This is a genomic window from Amycolatopsis palatopharyngis (assembly GCF_003385185.1).
Classification (GTDB): Bacteria; Actinomycetota; Actinomycetes; order Mycobacteriales; family Pseudonocardiaceae; genus Amycolatopsis; species Amycolatopsis palatopharyngis.
On sequence record NZ_PQHZ01000012.1, the window covers coordinates 158868 to 174143 of the forward strand.

Sequence of the window (15276 nt, forward strand, 5' to 3'; positions counted from 1 at the left end):
GGTACTTCGAGCGGTGGCTGCCGCGCGTTAACCGGTCAATCCCGGCGGGCATCACGATCACGTGGTTCCGGTGTGCGGCAGCAGTGTTCGAGCCACAACGCGGCCGCGACGAGCGCGACGGCGCAGGCAGCCCCGACAACGGCGGCAGGCAGATCGTTCGAGGCCGCGGTGATGCGGTCGGCCCGGGGAAGGAGGTAGCCGAGTGCCGCGACCCAGGCGCCGAGCATGAGCGCGCCGAGCAACGACGAGGCCTTGGCGAGGGCGACCGCACGGGCGAAAGTGAGGCCGCCGAGGACCCTGCGGGAGCGGATTCGATCACGGAGCGCGAACCCCAGCAGGGTCTCCACGACCGCGAGCACCAGCAGGGTGATCCCCGCCATGGCCGGCAGTCGCGGGATCGAGCCGTAGGCGATCTCGAACAACAGATAGGTCAGAGCGAGACCGACCACTCCGGCGACGACGAGTTCGCGCGGCCTCGTGAAGTGCATGACGACACCGTACCGAGCAAGCCGGCGGCTCGCGCCGGCACCGAGAGCACGCCGACTGGAATCTCCAGTGACCGGCGGGCTGTCGCGGGAACCCGGCTCGCGTCCATGCCCGGCGAGGGACGCAAACGTTTGCTGGAGATCACCGCAGGGCTCGGCCTCGACCCGGATGTCGTCAGATCGCGCGGAGGACCATGAAAATGGACACTACTCAGCGCAGGAACCCGTTAGCGGGATCAGGCTGCGAGTAGCTGCCGACGGAGGGACGAACACGATGGGTCAGCGCGACCGGATCGTCGGGGCCGCGTGTTTCGTGCTCCTGATCCAGTTCTTCGTACTGCACATCGTGGTCGAATCAGCGTGGACGGAACCGTACAGCTGGGCGGCCAACGCCATCAGTGACCTCGGCACCGCCCGCTCTCCATGGCATACCGCGATGAACGTGTCCTTCGTCGTCAACGGTGTGTGCATGGCCGCGGGCGGACTGCTGCTCGGCCGGATGGTTTCCGGAGACCTGCGGCCCGGTCAGCGGCAGCTGCCAAATACGGCGGCGGTCCTGCTCGCCCTCGCGGGAGCGGGCACGGTACTGGTCGGGCTGAATCCGGGCGACCTGCGAGTGGGTCTGCATCTGATCGGCGCCTTCGCCGCCACCATCTTCGGCAACGCCGGAGTGCTGTTACTCGGGCTTGCGCTGCTCCGCACGGGGCGATCCGGCTGGGCCGCCGGCACCGGCGGCGGGACACTCGGTTTCGCCGGATCGGCCGTCACTGGATTGCACCTGCTCGATGTGCTGCCGGGACAGCACGACTGGGGCGGGGCGACCGAGCGCGTGGCCATTTTTCCGATGCTGCTCGCGATGATCGCAATCGGCGGCGCACAACTGCTCCGGCCGCATGGCCGAAAAGGCCTAGAGCGCCAGATCGTCCCGTAGCCGCACACCGGCACGGTCCGCTTCGGACAGTGTGGCCAGCAGGTCCCTGGCACGGCCGTGCCCAGGAACCTCGGCGTCAGGGTCGATCTCCAACCATGGGACGAGCACCGTGGCCCGCTCCGGGGTTCCCGGATGCGGCAGCAACAGTTCGGGATCTTCGGAGCGGACACCGTCGACCGTCACCACGTCGACGTCCAGTGTCCGCGGACCCCACCGCTGTTCCCGGGTACGGTGCGCGGCCTGCTCGAGCTCACGTGCGCGGCGGAGCCAGCCCCAGTGGTCCAGGTCCGGATCGTCCACAATGCACACGGCATTCAGGAAGTCGGGCTGCTCCCGGACGCCCCACGCCGCCGTCTCGTACACACTGGACACAACGACGAGAGATTCACGCACGCCGTCGACAGCCAGCCGGAGAAAACCGTGGCGGTCGCCGAGATTCGACCCGAGTGAGAGCACGGCACGACTCATTTCTCTTGCCTCACTCACACATCCTCGCGCGAGCGGTGCACGGTGACCGCGACATCGGCGAAAGACAGCGGGATCGGGGCCGCGGGCTTGTGCACGGTGACCTCGACGGCGAACAGCCGCTCGTCCGCGAGCACCTCGTCGGCGATCCGGCCCGCGACGCTCTCGATCAGGTCGTACGGCGGCCCGCCGACCACGCCAGCGGCCAGTTCGGCGAGTTCCCCGTAGTGCAGTGTCTCGGCGAGGTCGTCCGATGTGGCCGCGGCCCGCAGGTCCAGCCAAACCGTGATGTCGACGAGAAAGTCCTGGCCGTCGCGCTTCTCGTGTTCGAAGACGCCGTGCCTGCCGAACACCCGCAGACCGGTCAGCGTGATGCGATCAGGCATCTGGGCTCCCCGTGGACCCGGTGTTCGCTGGCGAACTCGGGTCCACGCGCACGACACCCGACTGCCAGGCAGCTGCCACGGCCACGGCGTCCAGCGACGCGCCGACCTCATGCACCCGCACACCCCACGCGCCCGCCGCCGCGGCGAGGGTGGACACGGCCGCGGTGGCATCCTCACGCTCGGACGCCTGCCTTGGCTCACCATCCGCGTCCGCAAGCAACCGGCCAAGGAACCGTTTGCGGGATGCGCCCACCAGCACCGGAAATCCCAGTGCCAGCAACACATCCAGCCGGCTGAGCAGCGCCCAGTCGTGTTCCGCGCGTTTGGCGAATCCAAGGCCCGGATCGAGCACGATCGCCTCTGCTCGCACTCCCGCGGCCAGTGCCGCGTCGACCCGTGCGGTGAGCTCGTCCCGCACTTCCGTGACGACGTCGTCGTAGGTGGCCAGTGCGTTCATATCCTTGCTGTGGCCGCGCCAGTGCATCAGTACCCATGGCACACCGGACTCGGCGGCCACCCGAGCCATATCCGGGTCGGCCAGGCCACCGGATACGTCGTTGATCACCTGCGCACCCGCCTCGAGTGCGGCGGCCGCCACAGCGGCGCGGGTGGTGTCGACCGACATCGCCACCCCGTCCGAGGCGAGCGCACGGATCACCGGCAGCACCCGCTCGATCTCGGTTTCCGCGTCCACCCGCGACGCACCCGGACGGGTGGACTCGCCGCCGACGTCGATGAGGTCGGCACCGCGTTGCCACATCCGGTGCGCATGCACCAGCGCGTCGGCCTCGAACTCGTAGCGGCCGCCGTCGGAGAACGAGTCCGGCGTCACGTTCAGTACGCCCATGACCGCGCAGCGGCCCGGGTCGGGCAGGCCGGGCGCCGTGGTCACCTGCGGCCCATGATCAGGTCGAGCGCCTCCGCCCGCGAGGATGCCGAGGTCTGCAGCAACCCGCGGACGGCGGAGGTGGTCGTGCGCGCACCCGGCTTGCGCACTCCGCGCATCGACATGCACAGGTGCTCGGCCTCCACGACGACGATCACCCCACGTGGCTTGAGCCTGCGCTGCAGTGCGTCGGCGACCTGGGAGGTGAGCCGTTCCTGAACCTGCGGGCGTTTGGCGTAGAGATCCACCAGGCGAGCGAGCTTTGACAGCCCGGTCACCTTGCCCTGGTTGTTCGGGATGTAGCCGACGTGCGCGACCCCGTGGAACGGGACGAGGTGATGCTCGCAGGTGCTGTACATCGGAATGTCGGTGACCAGGACGAGTTCCTCATGACTCTCGTCGAAGGTCTTGTCCAGTACGGCGTCCGGATCGTTGTAGAGGCCGGCGAACATCTCGTGATACGCCCGCGCCACCCTGGCCGGAGTGTCCTTCAGTCCGTCGCGGTCCGGGTCCTCACCGCACGCGAGCAACAGTTCCCGCACGGCGCTCTCGGCGCGCGCCTGGTCGAAACTCCGACCTGTGGCGCGCACCGGAACAACCTGATCCGCTGTGGACTGACCGTTCCCTGTTACCGCGCTGTGCCGCGGAGAACCCTCGTCAGCCGAGTTTCGCAGATCGCCCTGCCCGCGCAATCCGCCGTGCTCAGACGCCCTGTCACTGCTGATGGTTACCGTCCGGATCGTCGTTCGTGCGCCGGTGTTGCCCTTCCGCACGCCCCTGGTCGGGGTACTCCTGCTCGGGATACCGGGCACCTTGTTGCTGGCTGCCCTGCTGCGGGCCGCCGTACTGCCCATGTCCCTGCTCGCCGAACCACTGCTGGTCGGCCGTACGTGGCTCGTCCTGCTGCGGCTGGTTCGGCACGTTCGACCGCCACGGCTGACTCGGCCGCCCACTCGGTGATGTGGCAGGCGTCCAGCCGGGAGGCGCACCGTAGTTCGGTGGACCCGCCTGACCGCCCGAGGGCGGTTGTGGTGGGTTGCCGCCGTACTGCTGCTGCGGCCAGCCGCCGTTACCGGAACCAGTACCACCACCGTTGCCGTTCGGACGCGTGCCGTTCGGATAACCGCCGGGCGGCGGTGGGGCGTACGGGTTCGGGTTTGGCTGGCCCTGCTGCGGATAGCCGGGCTGCTGCTGATCCGGTGCGGGCCTCGGCGGTCCGCCTGGGAGATCGCCAGCACCCGGAGCGGTGCGCACCGGCGTCGGCGCCGGTTCGCGCTCGGGCCTGCGCTCCTCCGGCGGGGGCCAGGGCTCGCCCCGCTCTATCGCCAGCTCGGCCGGGGTCTTGATCGGTGGCTTGTCCGACGGCTTGCGCTCGCCGAACTCGTTGAACACGGTGATGTGCGGCCGCTTCTCCACCGTGGCGAAAATGCGCTCCAGGTCCTTGCGCTGCAGGGTTTCCTTCTGCAGCAGCTCGATGACCAGCTCGTCGAGTACGTCGCGGTAGGTGTTGAGCACCTCCCACGCCTCGGTGTGCGCCGTCTCGATGAGCTTGCGCACCTCCTCGTCGATCTCGTGCGCGACCTCGTGCGAATAGTCCGCCTGCCGTCCCGCGGAACGGCCGAGGAACGGGTCACCCTGCTCCTGGCCGTACTTGACCGCACCGAGGCGGGCACTCATGCCGTACTCGGTCACCATCGCCCTGGCGATCTTGGTCGCCTGGTCGATGTCGGAGGAGGCACCGGTGGTCGGCTCGTGGAACACCAGTTCCTCGGCCGTACGTCCACCCATCGCGAAGACCAGCCGGCCGATCATCTCGGTGCGGGTCATCAGTTCCTTGTCGTCCTCGGGGACGAGCAGGGCGTGTCCACCGGTACGCCCACGCGGCAGGATCGTCAGTTTGTACACCGGCTCGATGTCCGGCATCGCCCACGCGGCCAGGGCGTGCCCGCCCTCGTGGTAGGCGGTGATCTTCTTTTCCTTCTCGGAGATGATCCGGCTCTTGCGCGCGGGACCGCCGATGACGCGGTCGACCGACTCCTCCAGCGCTTCATCGGTGATCACGCTGCCGTGCTCGCGAGCGGTGAGCAGGGCGGCCTCGTTGATCACGTTCGCCAGATCGGCACCGGACATCCCCACCGTGCGCTTGGCGAGCGCCGTCAGGTCGGCGTTCTCGGCGATCGGCTTGCCCTTCGAATGGACAGCCAGGATCCGCTTCCGTCCGGCCAGGTCAGGCGCGGACACCGGGATCTGCCGGTCGAACCGGCCGGGGCGCAGCAGCGCGGGGTCGAGAATGTCCGGCCGGTTGGTGGCCGCGATCAGGATGACGCCACTGCGGGCGTCGAACCCGTCCATCTCGACCAGCAGCTGGTTCAGCGTCTGCTCCCGCTCGTCGTGCCCACCGCCGAGGCCGGCACCACGCTGGCGGCCGACCGCGTCGATCTCGTCGACGAAGATGATGCAGGGGGAGTTCTGCTTGGCCTGCTCGAACAGGTCTCGCACACGGGAGGCACCGACACCAACGAACATCTCGACGAAGTCGGAACCGGAGATCGTGTAGAACGGCACGGCTGCCTCGCCCGCCACCGCCCGTGCGAGCAGCGTCTTACCCGTGCCGGGCGGGCCGTAGAGCAGGACGCCCTTCGGGATCTTCGCGCCGAGCGCCTGGTATCGGGCCGGGTTCTGCAGGAAGTCCTTGATCTCGTGGAGTTCCTCGACGGCCTCGTCCGCACCCGCGACGTCGCCGAAGGTGGTTTTCGGCATGTCCTTGTTCAGCTGCTTGGCCTTGGACTTACCGAAGTTCATCACCTTGTTGCCGCCACCCTGGGCGTTGTTCATCATCCACATCAGCAGCAGCAACAGCAGGCCCAGCGGGATCATGTAGATCAACATCTGGGTGAAGAACGACTGCTGGGTGACGGTGGTGTCGAACTTCAACGCCTGGTCCGTGGACCGGGCGTTGAGCAGGGATTGGTAGATGTTGTCGGCTGCCGCCGAGGGGAACTTCGTCAGGACCTGGGTGACCTGCTGGCCATCGGCCTCGATCGGATTGGCGAGGGTGAGCTTGAGCTGCTGCTCCTTGTCCTCGAGATTCGCCTCGTTGACGTTGCCGCTCGAGATCTGTTCCAGTGCCTGCGACGTCGGCACCTGGGTGTAGTCACGATCCCCGTCGAAGATCGAGCTGAAGGCGAAATAGAGCAGCAGAACCGCAACTATCCACAGTAGTGGGTTCTTGAGCAGGCGCTTGCGGTCCATTCGACTCGGCCGTGGTGGCCTCGACCCTCCCTGGCTAGGCGGTAGATGTGACATCCGCCGTCATGGTCTTGACAACTCCCGTGCTACGGGCGTGCGGTCCCTCCAGGGTACCGCCCGGTTCCGGTGGTCTCCCTGCAGAGCCTCTCGCAGCTCAACGGTCGGAACGGCGCCGATGTTCCCACCGGGTGTTCGGGGACTCAATCCCCGCTCACCTGGCATCGCTCACCGCGGCGAGCATCTCACCGAGTCGCGAGCGCAACGTCTTGGGGTCGGCGGGCGACACCGTCACCCATTCCCGCCCGTCAGAGCCGGCCCTGGACAGGCTCAGGTAGCGCCCGCTGGCCGTGTCGAACCAGCCGAGGACCGGCGAACGCTGCCTGCTCCCGAGGGAGTTTCGGCTGTTCGCGGCGAGCTGACCACCGCGCAACCGGGGCTGGCCCGCCAGCTGGGCATAGGCCTGCCTGGGATCGGTGGGACGTTCGGAGAGCCCGCCACGCGCCCTGGCCTGCTTGCGGTCCTTTCGCCTGCCCCGCTCCTGCTCCGCCGCTTCGGCGGACTCGGCGGGAACGGCGGGGCCGGTCGCGGCGGCCATGCTGCGGGCAGGCGGAACACCCAGCGCCTCGTCCAGCGGAAGTGTGATGGACGCCTCGGTACCCCTTGGGCTCGACGGCAGCAGATCGACCACGGTCGAGGCGAGACCCTCCGGGTAGATCGGCCGCACCCAGATGCCGTCGGCGTCCTGGATGGCGACGACCGCGTTCTTGCCGTCCGAGGCCGCGAGAATGCCCACCGGGGGAGCCTGGAAGTCCGGGATGTGCAGCGCGTCGATACTCAGCGACGGCCTGGCCAGCAGGATGAGCCAGTCCTCGACGTGTGGCTCCAGCCTGCCGTTGCCGTCACGTACCCCTCTGGCCTTGAGCTCGACGTTGACCCGTTGCCGTAACGCGGACCGCTCGTCCTCGGTGGCACCGTGCGAGCGAACCTGCAGCGGGTAGGGCAGCTCGCCGATCCGCATCGCCTCCCACAGGAAGTCGAACGCGACCGGTGAGAAAAACTCCTGCGTGGGCACTGCTCTCCCCTGCTACCCGAAATGTTCGTCCGAACGCCCTCGGTGCGGCGGACTCGCTCACCGAAGGGTAGCCACGACGGTACCGGGAGCCAACCGGCCCACCGATCCGGATTCGCCGATCGATCTCCATCGGCTTCGCGCGACGCGTGCGCCCGCTTTGCCGGCGCTGTCAGTAGGCGGCGGCGTCGGAGTTCACCGCACGCGACAACATCTCGCCGAGGCGGTGCCGCAGGGTGGGCGCGTCCGCCGGGGCGATGGTGATCCAGTCCCGCCTGTCGTGTCCCTTGCTGGCCTGGGTGAAATACCTGCCGTCCTCGGTGTCGAACCAGCTCAGCACCGGGGTCCGGCTGCGTCCGCCCGTTCGGTTCCGGGCATTGGCGCCGATCTGCCCGCCCCGCAGCCGCGGCTGGGCGTGCAACCTGGCGAGCGCCTTGCGATCGTCGTCCGCGCCGGAGCGGTCGCCGTTCGGACGCGAACCCGGCGAGCCCTTGGTCTCCCGCTCCCCGTTCGACCTGCGCTGCATGAAGTCCACCCCGGAACCGGAGAGCAGCTGCTCCAGCGGCACGGTGAGGGACTTCTCGGTACCCCGCGGGGCCGCGGGCAGCAGTCCGACGATGGCGCTGGCAAGTCCATCCGCAGGCACCGCCTGCAGGTGCAGGCCCTTGGTGTCCTGCACGGCGAGCAGCCCCTGGCCGCCCAGTGCGGCCGCGACCGCGAGCAGCGGCGGCGAGTCGGGCGCGGAGATGTGCACCGAATCCAGACTCACCTCGGACCGGGCGAGTACCTCGAACCAGTCCTCCAGATGCGGCTGCGGCCGGCCGGACCGGTCTGCGAGACCACGTCCGGCCAGCCCGGACAGCACCTGCGCGCGCAGGGCCGCCCGTTCGTCCATCGTCGAACCATGCGACCGCACCTCGAGTGGGTACGGCAGTTCGCCCGCTCCCAGTGACTCCCAAAGGAAGTCCAGCTCCACCGGGGAGAGGAGCTCTACCGCCACTAGCGCTCCTCGTCGTCGGCCCAGGCGCCGATCACTGGCGGCGGAGTGGCCTCGGTGGCACCGAACGCCTCGTCGGGATCGGCCTCGATCAGGAACGAAGCGTGGGTTCGCTCCTCTTCCTGCTGCGCCTGACCTTGGCCGGCACCACCCATGCCTCCACCCATCGGGGCCGCCCCCGGGGGAACCGCACCGCCACCGATCGTGCCTGCCGAGGACACAACGCCCTGGCTCTGCGGGGCGACGCTGGCCGCGCTGGCGCCCTGCCCGCTCGCCGAGGCACCGGTCTCCGAAGAGGACTGCTTCGTGCTGCCGCTGCGGTTGCCCTTGCCGAGCGCCTTGGCGCCCGCGGCACCGAGACCGGCGCCGACCGCGGCACCACCGAGCTGCATGCCGAGGTTGCTGGAACCGCCACCACCGGAAGCCTGAGCGGCCGCGGCGGTACCCGCACCCGTGCCCATCCCGCTGCCGGTCGCCGCCGGGACACCCGCCGCCGGAGCACCGGCGTGGCCACCCTGTGCATGCCCTGCGCCGACACCGCCCGCCTGGCCGTGCCCTGCGACCTCGGCACCCCCGGCGTATCCGCCGAGCGGTGCGCCGGCGAGCGGGTTGGGCCCGAGGTGCTGGCCGGGCAGGCCCCCGAAGGAGCCGACGCCACTCACCGAACTGGGGCCGGTGCCCACCGAAGCGGCCGTGGGCTTGAGCCCGATCGAGTCGGGGCCGAAGCTCGGCGTGCTGCTGTCGACCTCGGACATCGCCTTGGTGTAGGCGTTGAAGTACTGGACCTGCTGGGCCTTGATGTCCTTCGCCGCGTCGGACTGCGCCTTCATGTCGGCGATCATCGCGGCGGGCCCGCCTGCCAGCATGGCCTCGGTCTGCCTCGCCGGGTCGAACTCCTTCGGCGCGGGCATCTTCTTGACCTCGGCGGCGGCCGCGGCCTGCTGCTTGAGCCGGTTGCCCATCGTCTGCGCGGCCTCTGCGGCCTGTGCGCTCGAGTTCGCGATGCCGACCAGCGAGCCCTGCGCCGCGGCCGCACCCTCACCGACCCAGGCTGCGCCCAGTTCGGTGATCGCGTTGTACAGATCGTTGGCGGCCTGGTTCAGGTTCGTGGAGTGACCGATCCAGGACTCGCCGGTGGCCTCGGCGGTGCCGGGGTCGTTGTTCATGGTCGCGCCGTTGTAGAGCTGCTGACTCTCCTGCGCGTCCCAGTTCGGCGGGCTGAGGATCGCCCTGTCCTCGCCGTAGAGGAAGCCGTCGGGCCTGCTGCGCGCCTGGTTGACGATGTCAGCCGTGGCCGAACTGTCGCCGAGCGGAACGCTGGGCGAGGATCCCTGCTGGCTCTGCTGGCCGCCGGTGATGCCGGTGTTGTCGTCCATGATTCCGATTCCCCCCACGCTCACGCCTGGCCGGCGAACGGCTCGGCACTGGCGTCGTCGATCTCCTGGTAACGGCTCATGGCCGTGACGATCGCCTGCTCAGCCTGGTCGTACTGGGTGTAGAGATTGCGCAGTGCCTGGGTGTAGGAGTTCTCGTCACCGCCGGCTGCGCGCTGCGACATCTTGGCGGACATCGCCTGCCCGACCGGGTTCGCACCGAGCTTGGGCGCGACGCCGAGACCGCTCGCCCCGGTCAGCAGCGATTCCACCTGGTCCTTGCCCAGCCTGATCTTCTGCAGCACCGTCTGTGCGGCGTCGGGATCGACCCCCACCTGCCCGGTGACCGCGGCGTTACGGAACGCCGCGGCATCCGCAAAGCTGTTTCCCATCTGCACTGTCTCCTGTCCCAGAGCTCTCAACAAAGGGGCTGGTGCTGCACGACGAACGACACAACCGGAACCGCCAGGATCCGCGGTTCCACTGCGTCGTGCATTGCCCTCCCCATCCCTTCCCCCGAAACGGCACCGCACGGGCCCGCGGTGGCGGTCTTCGCTTAGATTAACGCACCGAACTCGACCGTATGACGCGTTTCCCAGAGACGAGGTTCCCACTTCCGGCGGCCTGGGCACAGCGAGTTCACCAGCGAGGGTTGTTCACAAGTCGGCAGACGGGGTCGCCCGGAGGGTGGCCATGGCTGCCGACTGCAGGTGAGATCCGTGCTTGACCGCACGTGGGCGGTGAACAACCCGACCTTTGATTAGACACAGGAGTTCCACGACCAAGGCGGCGATGATTACGAGGAGTAAACCTTCGGGTCCAGAGTGCCGATGTAGGGCAGGTCGCGGTAACGCTCCGCATAGTCCAGGCCGTAACCCACGACGAATTCATTCGGAATGTCGAAACCGACGTATTTCACCGGCACCTCCACCTTCACCGCGTCCGGCTTACGCAGCAGTGAGCACACGTTCAGCGAGGCGGGGTTGCGGCTGGCCAGGTTCTTCAACAGCCAGGACAGCGTCAGCCCCGAGTCGACGATGTCCTCGACGATCAGCACCTGCTTCCCGGCGATGTCGCGGTCGAGGTCCTTCAGGATGCGAACCACCCCGGACGACGAGGTGGAAGAGCCATAGGAGGAGACGGCCATGAACTCGAGCTGGGCGGGCACCGGAAGCGCCCTGGCGAAGTCGGTCATGAACATGACGGCGCCCTTGAGCACCCCGACCAGCAGCAGGTCACCCTGCTCGGGATCGGCGGGGTAGTCGGCGGCGACCTTCTCGGCGAGTTCGGTGATCTTGTCCTGGATCTGCTGCTCGGTGACGAGCACGGAGGCGATGTCGCCCTCGTACACGGGTCAGTCCCCTCTGGTGGTGGGTTCGGGAGAAACCGGTTCGCCAGGATATGTGCGAGCCCCGTTTCATGCAGAGCGTGCCATGTGGGCGCCCGTGACCCGTGGCCGGGCGAGCACATGACAGCGGGCGCGGCGAGAACCGCGGATTACGAGGTCATGATGATCTGTGGAACTCGGGCAGGCGAAGTTCCTATGGATCAGCGCGTGGATCAGCACGGCCCGCGCCGGGCTCGACGATCAACTTGCCCCGGATCCGGCCCGCCTCGAACCCGCCAGGCAGCCATACCGCCCCCTGGCCACGCCAGTGCCCGATCAGCGCGTCCACCGAGCGCAGATGCGCGTCCGTCAGCTCACGCACCCCCGCGGCGAGTAGCCAGCGCCGCAGCACCCTCCGGCGAACGGCCTGCGCGGCGGGGGTCAGCACTTCGATATCGAGTTCGTCACCGACCAGGGCGGCGTCGAAGAGCTGCCCAGCGAGTTGATCGAGCGCCTCGCTGTCCTCCCGCAGCTGTGCCGCGGTACGGGCCAGCGCGGCCGCGACCCCGCCCGCGAGCACGTCCTCCAGCAGCGGCAGGACCTCGGTGCGCAGGCGCACCCTGGTGAAGCGAGGGTCCTCGTTGTGTGGGTCGCTCCACGGCCGCAGGCCGAGCGCGGCACAGGCGGCGAGCGTGACCGCTCTCGGTACGCCAAGCAGCGGGCGGGCCCACGGCGGGTCCAACGGACGCATACCGGCGAGCGAACGCGGGCCCGAGCCCCTGCCGAGCCCGAGCAGCACCGTCTCGGCCTGGTCGTTCAGGGTGTGCCCGAGCAGGACGAGTCCGCGTCCGCCCGGCAGTGCCGCGCGGAGCGCCGAGTAACGGGCCCTTCGGGCGGCGGCCTCGGGCCCGCCAGGCCCGGAGACACCGACCGTGAGGATCTCCGCGGAGTCCGCGCCCAGCCGCTGCGCGGTGCGGGCGGCGGTCGCGGCTACCTGTGCCGAAGCCTCCTGCAGTCCGTGATCGACGACCAGCGCCCGCACGCGCAGGCCGCGGTCGCGGGCCGCTTTGGCCGCCGCCTCGGTGAGGGCGAGCGAGTCGGCCCCGCCGGAGACCGCCACGGTCAGCTCGCCAGCGTCGAGCTGACCGGCGTGTTCGGCCAGGAACTCCCGGACGGCACGGCGCACGTGGGCCAGTGCGGCGGTGTTCTTGTCGTTCTGGTCGTTCCTGCCGTTCCTGTCGTTCAGGCCGCCCCCTGGTTCCGGCGCGTTCACCCTCCTGAGTGCACGCGCCGCACCCACCGAGCGGGATCGGTGATCTCCGCGCGTGTGGGCAGGGTTTCCGGCGAGGTCCAGACGGCATTGAAGCCGGACATGCCCACCGAGTCGATCACCTCTCTGACGAAGACCGCGCCCTCCGCGTACTGGCGGATCTTGGCGTCCACCCCCAGCAGGTGGCGCAGCAGGCGGTCGAATACGCCACCGCCCTGCCTGCGGGCGGTGAAGCGGCTCCGGATGGTGCGTACCGAAGGCACCACGGAAGGCCCGACGGCGTCCATCACGTAGTCGGCGTGCCCCTCCAGCAACGTAGACAGCGCGAGCAGCCGGTCGAAGACCACCCGCTGCTGCGGCGACTGCAGAAGTTCGGCGATGCCCACGGAGGAGCCCTTGCCGTCCCCTTCCCTGGACCGCCGCAGCTCCTTGACCGTCTCCGGCAGCCTGCCGAGCAGGTCACCGACGCCGTCGGTGCTGGAGAGATCGCCGACCAGGGTGGCCACTTGTTCGGCGAAGTAGTCCCGCAGCCAGTCGACCGCGGTGAACTGCAGCCGGTGAGTGCACTCGTGCAGGCACACCCACATACGGAAATCGTGGCCGTCGACCTTCATCGCCCGCTGGGCGCTGACCACGTTGGGCGCGACCAGGACCAGCTGCCCGTCGCGCTCGGGTCCGCCGAACGGGTCGTACTGGCCAAGTACCCGGGACCCGAGAAAGGCCAGCACCAGCCCGGTCTGCACACCCGCGCCACTCGCGAGCAACGGGGCGAACGGCCCGGGCTGCGAGCGTGGCATCGCGCGCCCGGTGAGCTCACCGAGCCCGACGGCCGCGGCCCGTACCCAACCCGGCCGGTCCACCACCTCGCCCGGTAGCAGCGGAAGTCCCTCGCCGAGACCGGTCAGCTCCCGCACGTGCGCCTCGGCCGCGATCGTCAGCTCCCGCAGCTCCGTCACCGCGAGCTCGGCTTCCTCCTGCGGGACCACCGGTCCGCTGCGGACCAGCAGCGCCCCGGTCGACGCGGCCATCGACCAGTCGACGATCGAGGACGGCTTGCCCTTGGTCTGCTCGCTCACCACACTCACCGGATCGACGCTACCCGCGTCATGGCCCTACCTGCAGCCGCAGTCGCGCAGCGTCGCGGCCACGGCGTCGAGGGCAGGCCGCGCCACCCCGAGGTCGGTACCGCTCGACATGAGGGAGAACACCAGCAGCCGGCCGTCGGCATCGAGCACGACGCCGGCCAGTGTGCTGACCCCGGACAGCGTCCCGGTCTTGGCCCTGACCCAGCCCCTGCCCTGATCGGACGCCTCGGTGTCGTAGCGCCCTTCGAGCGTGCCGCTGCCACCCGCCACCGGCAGCCCGCCGATGATCGGCCGGAGTTTCGCCGTGCGCGGGTCTTCTCCAGCCGGGGCCGCCGCCACGGACAGCACGTCGCTGAGCAGCGCGGCGGACACCTTGTTCTCCGGCGAGAGACCGCTGTCATCGGACAACCGCGCGCCATCGACTTCGAAGCCATTGCGCTCGAGCACGTCCAGCGTCGCCTTGCCCGCACCGTCGAAGGAGGGCTCGGCGCCGGTGGCGATCGCGACCTGGCGGCCGATGACATCAGCGAGCAGATTGTCCGACTGAGTGAGCAGCGCGTCGACGAGTTCGGTCAGCGGCGGGGACAGCACCTCACCGAGCTGCCGCGCGTTGTCGTCCGCCGTCACGGTCCCGGAAACGGCGGACGCGCCGAGCCGCTCGGCGAACTCATTCGCGAAGGCGGCAGCCGGGTCCTCGTGGCGCATCGACTTCGGCTCCGCGGGGTTCTTCCTGCCACCGTCGAGCGCCACTGGCTGCACAGCGGCCGCGAACGTGGACGGCGCGTCCTCCGGCGCCCAGCTCGGGGCCTCGGTTGGACCGGTGAAGATGCTCAGGTCCAGCGCGACCTTGTCCACCGCGCCGCCGGTTGCCTCCTTGACCTGGTTCACCAGGTCGTCGAGCCGGGCCGCACCCGGGTAGAGGGAGTCCTCGCCCTTCGCAAGCCCCGTCAGCGTGACGTCCCCGCCGGCCACGACGACCACGGTGCCCGGCTCCTCGCCCTCGACGACCCTGGTCGGGATCTGCATTCCGTGATCGAGTTCGAGCAGCGCCGCGGCCGCGGCCAGCACCTTCGTCGCCGACGCGGGCGTTTTGACCTCGTTCGCCCGCTGCTCCCAGAGGACTTCCCCGCTGGCTGGATCGACGACGGTGCCGGTGAGATCCCCGAGCGCCGCGGCCGAAGCGGGCCCCTGCAGCGCGGCCGCCACACCCGAAGGTGTCGGCGCGGGCGCGCCCGCGTCCGGCCCCTGCAACGCCCTGGTCACCGCCACCGGCTCCGGCGGCTCACCCTGTGGTGCGTTCGGCGCCCACGGCAGCGCCAGCCGGTTGGCCACACCCGGCAGGGCAAGGGTCACCCCGACCGCGACGACGACGATCAATGCGAGCGCCCCGATCAGCAGGCCACGACGGCGACGGCGAGGTGGGGCGGCACCGCCGGCGCCTCCCGAACCGTCCGAAGCGGCCGAGGCGGGTCGAGCCGCGGTGTTGGTTCCGTCGTTTCCGGCAGTGCTGCCGGTGCTGTCGGCGGTGTCGCCCCTGGCCGGCCCGGCTGCCGCGGGGTCATGGCCGCCCGAAGCGGATTCGGCGCGTGGCCGCTCCCGTGGCGGATCCCCCTTGGTGGCGGGCGCGGGCCTCGGTTCGTTGCCCGGTTCGATGCGCATCGGCACGGCATGGGCCGTGGCAGGCGGAATGTCCTGCTGCCGCTGAGCAGGCCGGGGGTAGGGGTACTGCTGCTGGGGCTGCGGAGGCTGGGGC

16 protein-coding genes are annotated in these 15276 nt (G+C 69.5%); 2 read left to right on the forward strand and 14 right to left on the reverse strand.

Annotated features, from left to right (window positions below; genetic code table 11):
* Positions 1–35 precede the first annotated feature (35 nt).
* Positions 36–488 (reverse strand): DUF3180 domain-containing protein, encoded by a 453-nt coding sequence (locus D0C15_RS12400; RefSeq protein ID WP_116044295.1) that lies wholly within the window; start codon positions 486–488, stop codon positions 36–38.
* On the opposite strand from D0C15_RS12400, the gene D0C15_RS34100 reads away from it, so the two are divergent.
* Together D0C15_RS34100 and D0C15_RS12405 are read left to right on the forward strand one after the other, a co-directional pair.
* Entirely contained in the window at positions 483–683 is a 201-nt protein-coding gene (locus tag D0C15_RS34100) for a hypothetical protein (protein WP_162830046.1), read from the forward strand. The two genes, D0C15_RS12400 and D0C15_RS34100, sit on opposite strands and share 6 nt — an antisense overlap.
* A gap of 76 nt (positions 684–759) precedes the next feature.
* Positions 760–1416: a DUF998 domain-containing protein gene (locus D0C15_RS12405; RefSeq protein ID WP_162830047.1), complete on the forward strand. Its 657-nt coding sequence runs from the start codon at positions 760–762 to the stop codon at positions 1414–1416.
* Here D0C15_RS12405 and folK read toward each other — a convergent pair.
* The 13 genes from folK to dacB all read right to left on the reverse strand — a co-directional run.
* A complete protein-coding gene (gene folK / locus D0C15_RS12410) occupies positions 1393–1884 on the reverse strand; it encodes a 2-amino-4-hydroxy-6-hydroxymethyldihydropteridine diphosphokinase (protein ID WP_116044300.1) in 492 nt (163 codons plus the stop codon). The genes D0C15_RS12405 and folK overlap by 24 nt on opposite strands.
* A 14-nt stretch (positions 1885–1898) precedes the next feature.
* Positions 1899–2267 (reverse strand): dihydroneopterin aldolase, encoded by a 369-nt coding sequence (gene folB, locus D0C15_RS12415; protein WP_116044302.1) that lies wholly within the window; start codon positions 2265–2267, stop codon positions 1899–1901.
* Positions 2260–3114 carry a dihydropteroate synthase gene (gene folP / locus D0C15_RS12420; RefSeq protein ID WP_170161335.1) on the reverse strand — a complete coding sequence of 285 codons (855 nt, stop codon included), beginning with the start codon at positions 3112–3114 and terminating at the stop codon, positions 2260–2262. Before folP ends, folB begins: the two co-directional genes overlap by 8 nt.
* Before the next feature lie 41 nt (positions 3115–3155).
* The gene (folE, locus tag D0C15_RS12425; RefSeq protein WP_116044307.1) at positions 3156–3743 is read right to left on the reverse strand and encodes a GTP cyclohydrolase I FolE; all 588 of its coding nucleotides are present in this window, start codon (positions 3741–3743) and stop codon (positions 3156–3158) included.
* Positions 3744–3867: 124 nt separating this feature from the next.
* The gene (ftsH, locus tag D0C15_RS12430) at positions 3868–6405 is read right to left on the reverse strand and encodes an ATP-dependent zinc metalloprotease FtsH (RefSeq protein WP_116044309.1); all 2538 of its coding nucleotides are present in this window, start codon (positions 6403–6405) and stop codon (positions 3868–3870) included.
* A 208-nt stretch (positions 6406–6613) separates the two neighbouring features.
* Complete coding sequence (locus tag D0C15_RS12435; RefSeq protein ID WP_116044311.1) at positions 6614–7474, reverse strand: ESX secretion-associated protein EspG; 861 nt, start codon at positions 7472–7474, stop codon at positions 6614–6616.
* Positions 7475–7643: 169 nt separating this feature from the next.
* Positions 7644–8471 (reverse strand): ESX secretion-associated protein EspG, encoded by an 828-nt coding sequence (locus D0C15_RS12440; RefSeq protein ID WP_245975719.1) that lies wholly within the window; start codon positions 8469–8471, stop codon positions 7644–7646.
* Positions 8471–9844, reverse strand: a complete 1374-nt coding sequence (locus tag D0C15_RS12445; protein ID WP_116044315.1) for a hypothetical protein — start codon at positions 9842–9844, stop codon at positions 8471–8473. The genes D0C15_RS12440 and D0C15_RS12445 overlap by 1 nt, the downstream gene beginning before the upstream one ends.
* Before the next feature lie 20 nt (positions 9845–9864).
* On the reverse strand, positions 9865–10233 hold the full coding sequence (locus D0C15_RS12450; RefSeq protein WP_116044318.1) for a hypothetical protein: 369 nt from the start codon (positions 10231–10233) through the stop codon (positions 9865–9867).
* Positions 10234–10637: 404 nt separating this feature from the next.
* Positions 10638–11192, reverse strand: a complete 555-nt coding sequence (gene hpt, locus D0C15_RS12455) for a hypoxanthine phosphoribosyltransferase (protein ID WP_116044320.1) — start codon at positions 11190–11192, stop codon at positions 10638–10640.
* Between the two features lie 190 nt (positions 11193–11382).
* Positions 11383–12414 (reverse strand): tRNA lysidine(34) synthetase TilS, encoded by a 1032-nt coding sequence (gene tilS / locus D0C15_RS12460; RefSeq protein WP_116044375.1) that lies wholly within the window; start codon positions 12412–12414, stop codon positions 11383–11385.
* A 23-nt stretch (positions 12415–12437) separates the two neighbouring features.
* Entirely contained in the window at positions 12438–13466 is a 1029-nt protein-coding gene (locus D0C15_RS12465; protein WP_162830050.1) for a zinc-dependent metalloprotease, read from the reverse strand.
* An 84-nt stretch (positions 13467–13550) separates the two neighbouring features.
* Positions 13551–15276: D-alanyl-D-alanine carboxypeptidase/D-alanyl-D-alanine endopeptidase (dacB, locus tag D0C15_RS12470; protein ID WP_342768571.1), on the reverse strand; the 1726-nt coding region annotated here is incomplete at its 5' end.

What these genes read in the sequence shown, in the direction of transcription:
- D0C15_RS12445 (WP_116044315.1), bottom strand. Translation starts at nt 9,844, where the DNA reads ATGGACGACAACACCGGCATCACCGGCGGCCAGCAGAGCCAGCAGGGA.
- folK (WP_116044300.1), bottom strand. Translation starts at nt 1,884, where the DNA reads ATGAGTCGTGCCGTGCTCTCACTCGGGTCGAATCTCGGCGACCGCCAC.
- D0C15_RS12400 (WP_116044295.1), bottom strand. Translation starts at nt 488, where the DNA reads ATGCACTTCACGAGGCCGCGCGAACTCGTCGTCGCCGGAGTGGTCGGT.
- D0C15_RS12465 (WP_162830050.1), bottom strand. Translation starts at nt 13,466, where the DNA reads ATGGCCGCGTCGACCGGGGCGCTGCTGGTCCGCAGCGGACCGGTGGTC.
- folP (WP_170161335.1), bottom strand. Translation starts at nt 3,114, where the DNA reads ATGGGCGTACTGAACGTGACGCCGGACTCGTTCTCCGACGGCGGCCGC.
- D0C15_RS12405 (WP_162830047.1), top strand. Translation starts at nt 760, where the DNA reads ATGGGTCAGCGCGACCGGATCGTCGGGGCCGCGTGTTTCGTGCTCCTG.
- folB (WP_116044302.1), bottom strand. Translation starts at nt 2,267, where the DNA reads ATGCCTGATCGCATCACGCTGACCGGTCTGCGGGTGTTCGGCAGGCAC.
- D0C15_RS12450 (WP_116044318.1), bottom strand. Translation starts at nt 10,233, where the DNA reads ATGGGAAACAGCTTTGCGGATGCCGCGGCGTTCCGTAACGCCGCGGTC.
- ftsH (WP_116044309.1), bottom strand. Translation starts at nt 6,405, where the DNA reads ATGGACCGCAAGCGCCTGCTCAAGAACCCACTACTGTGGATAGTTGCG.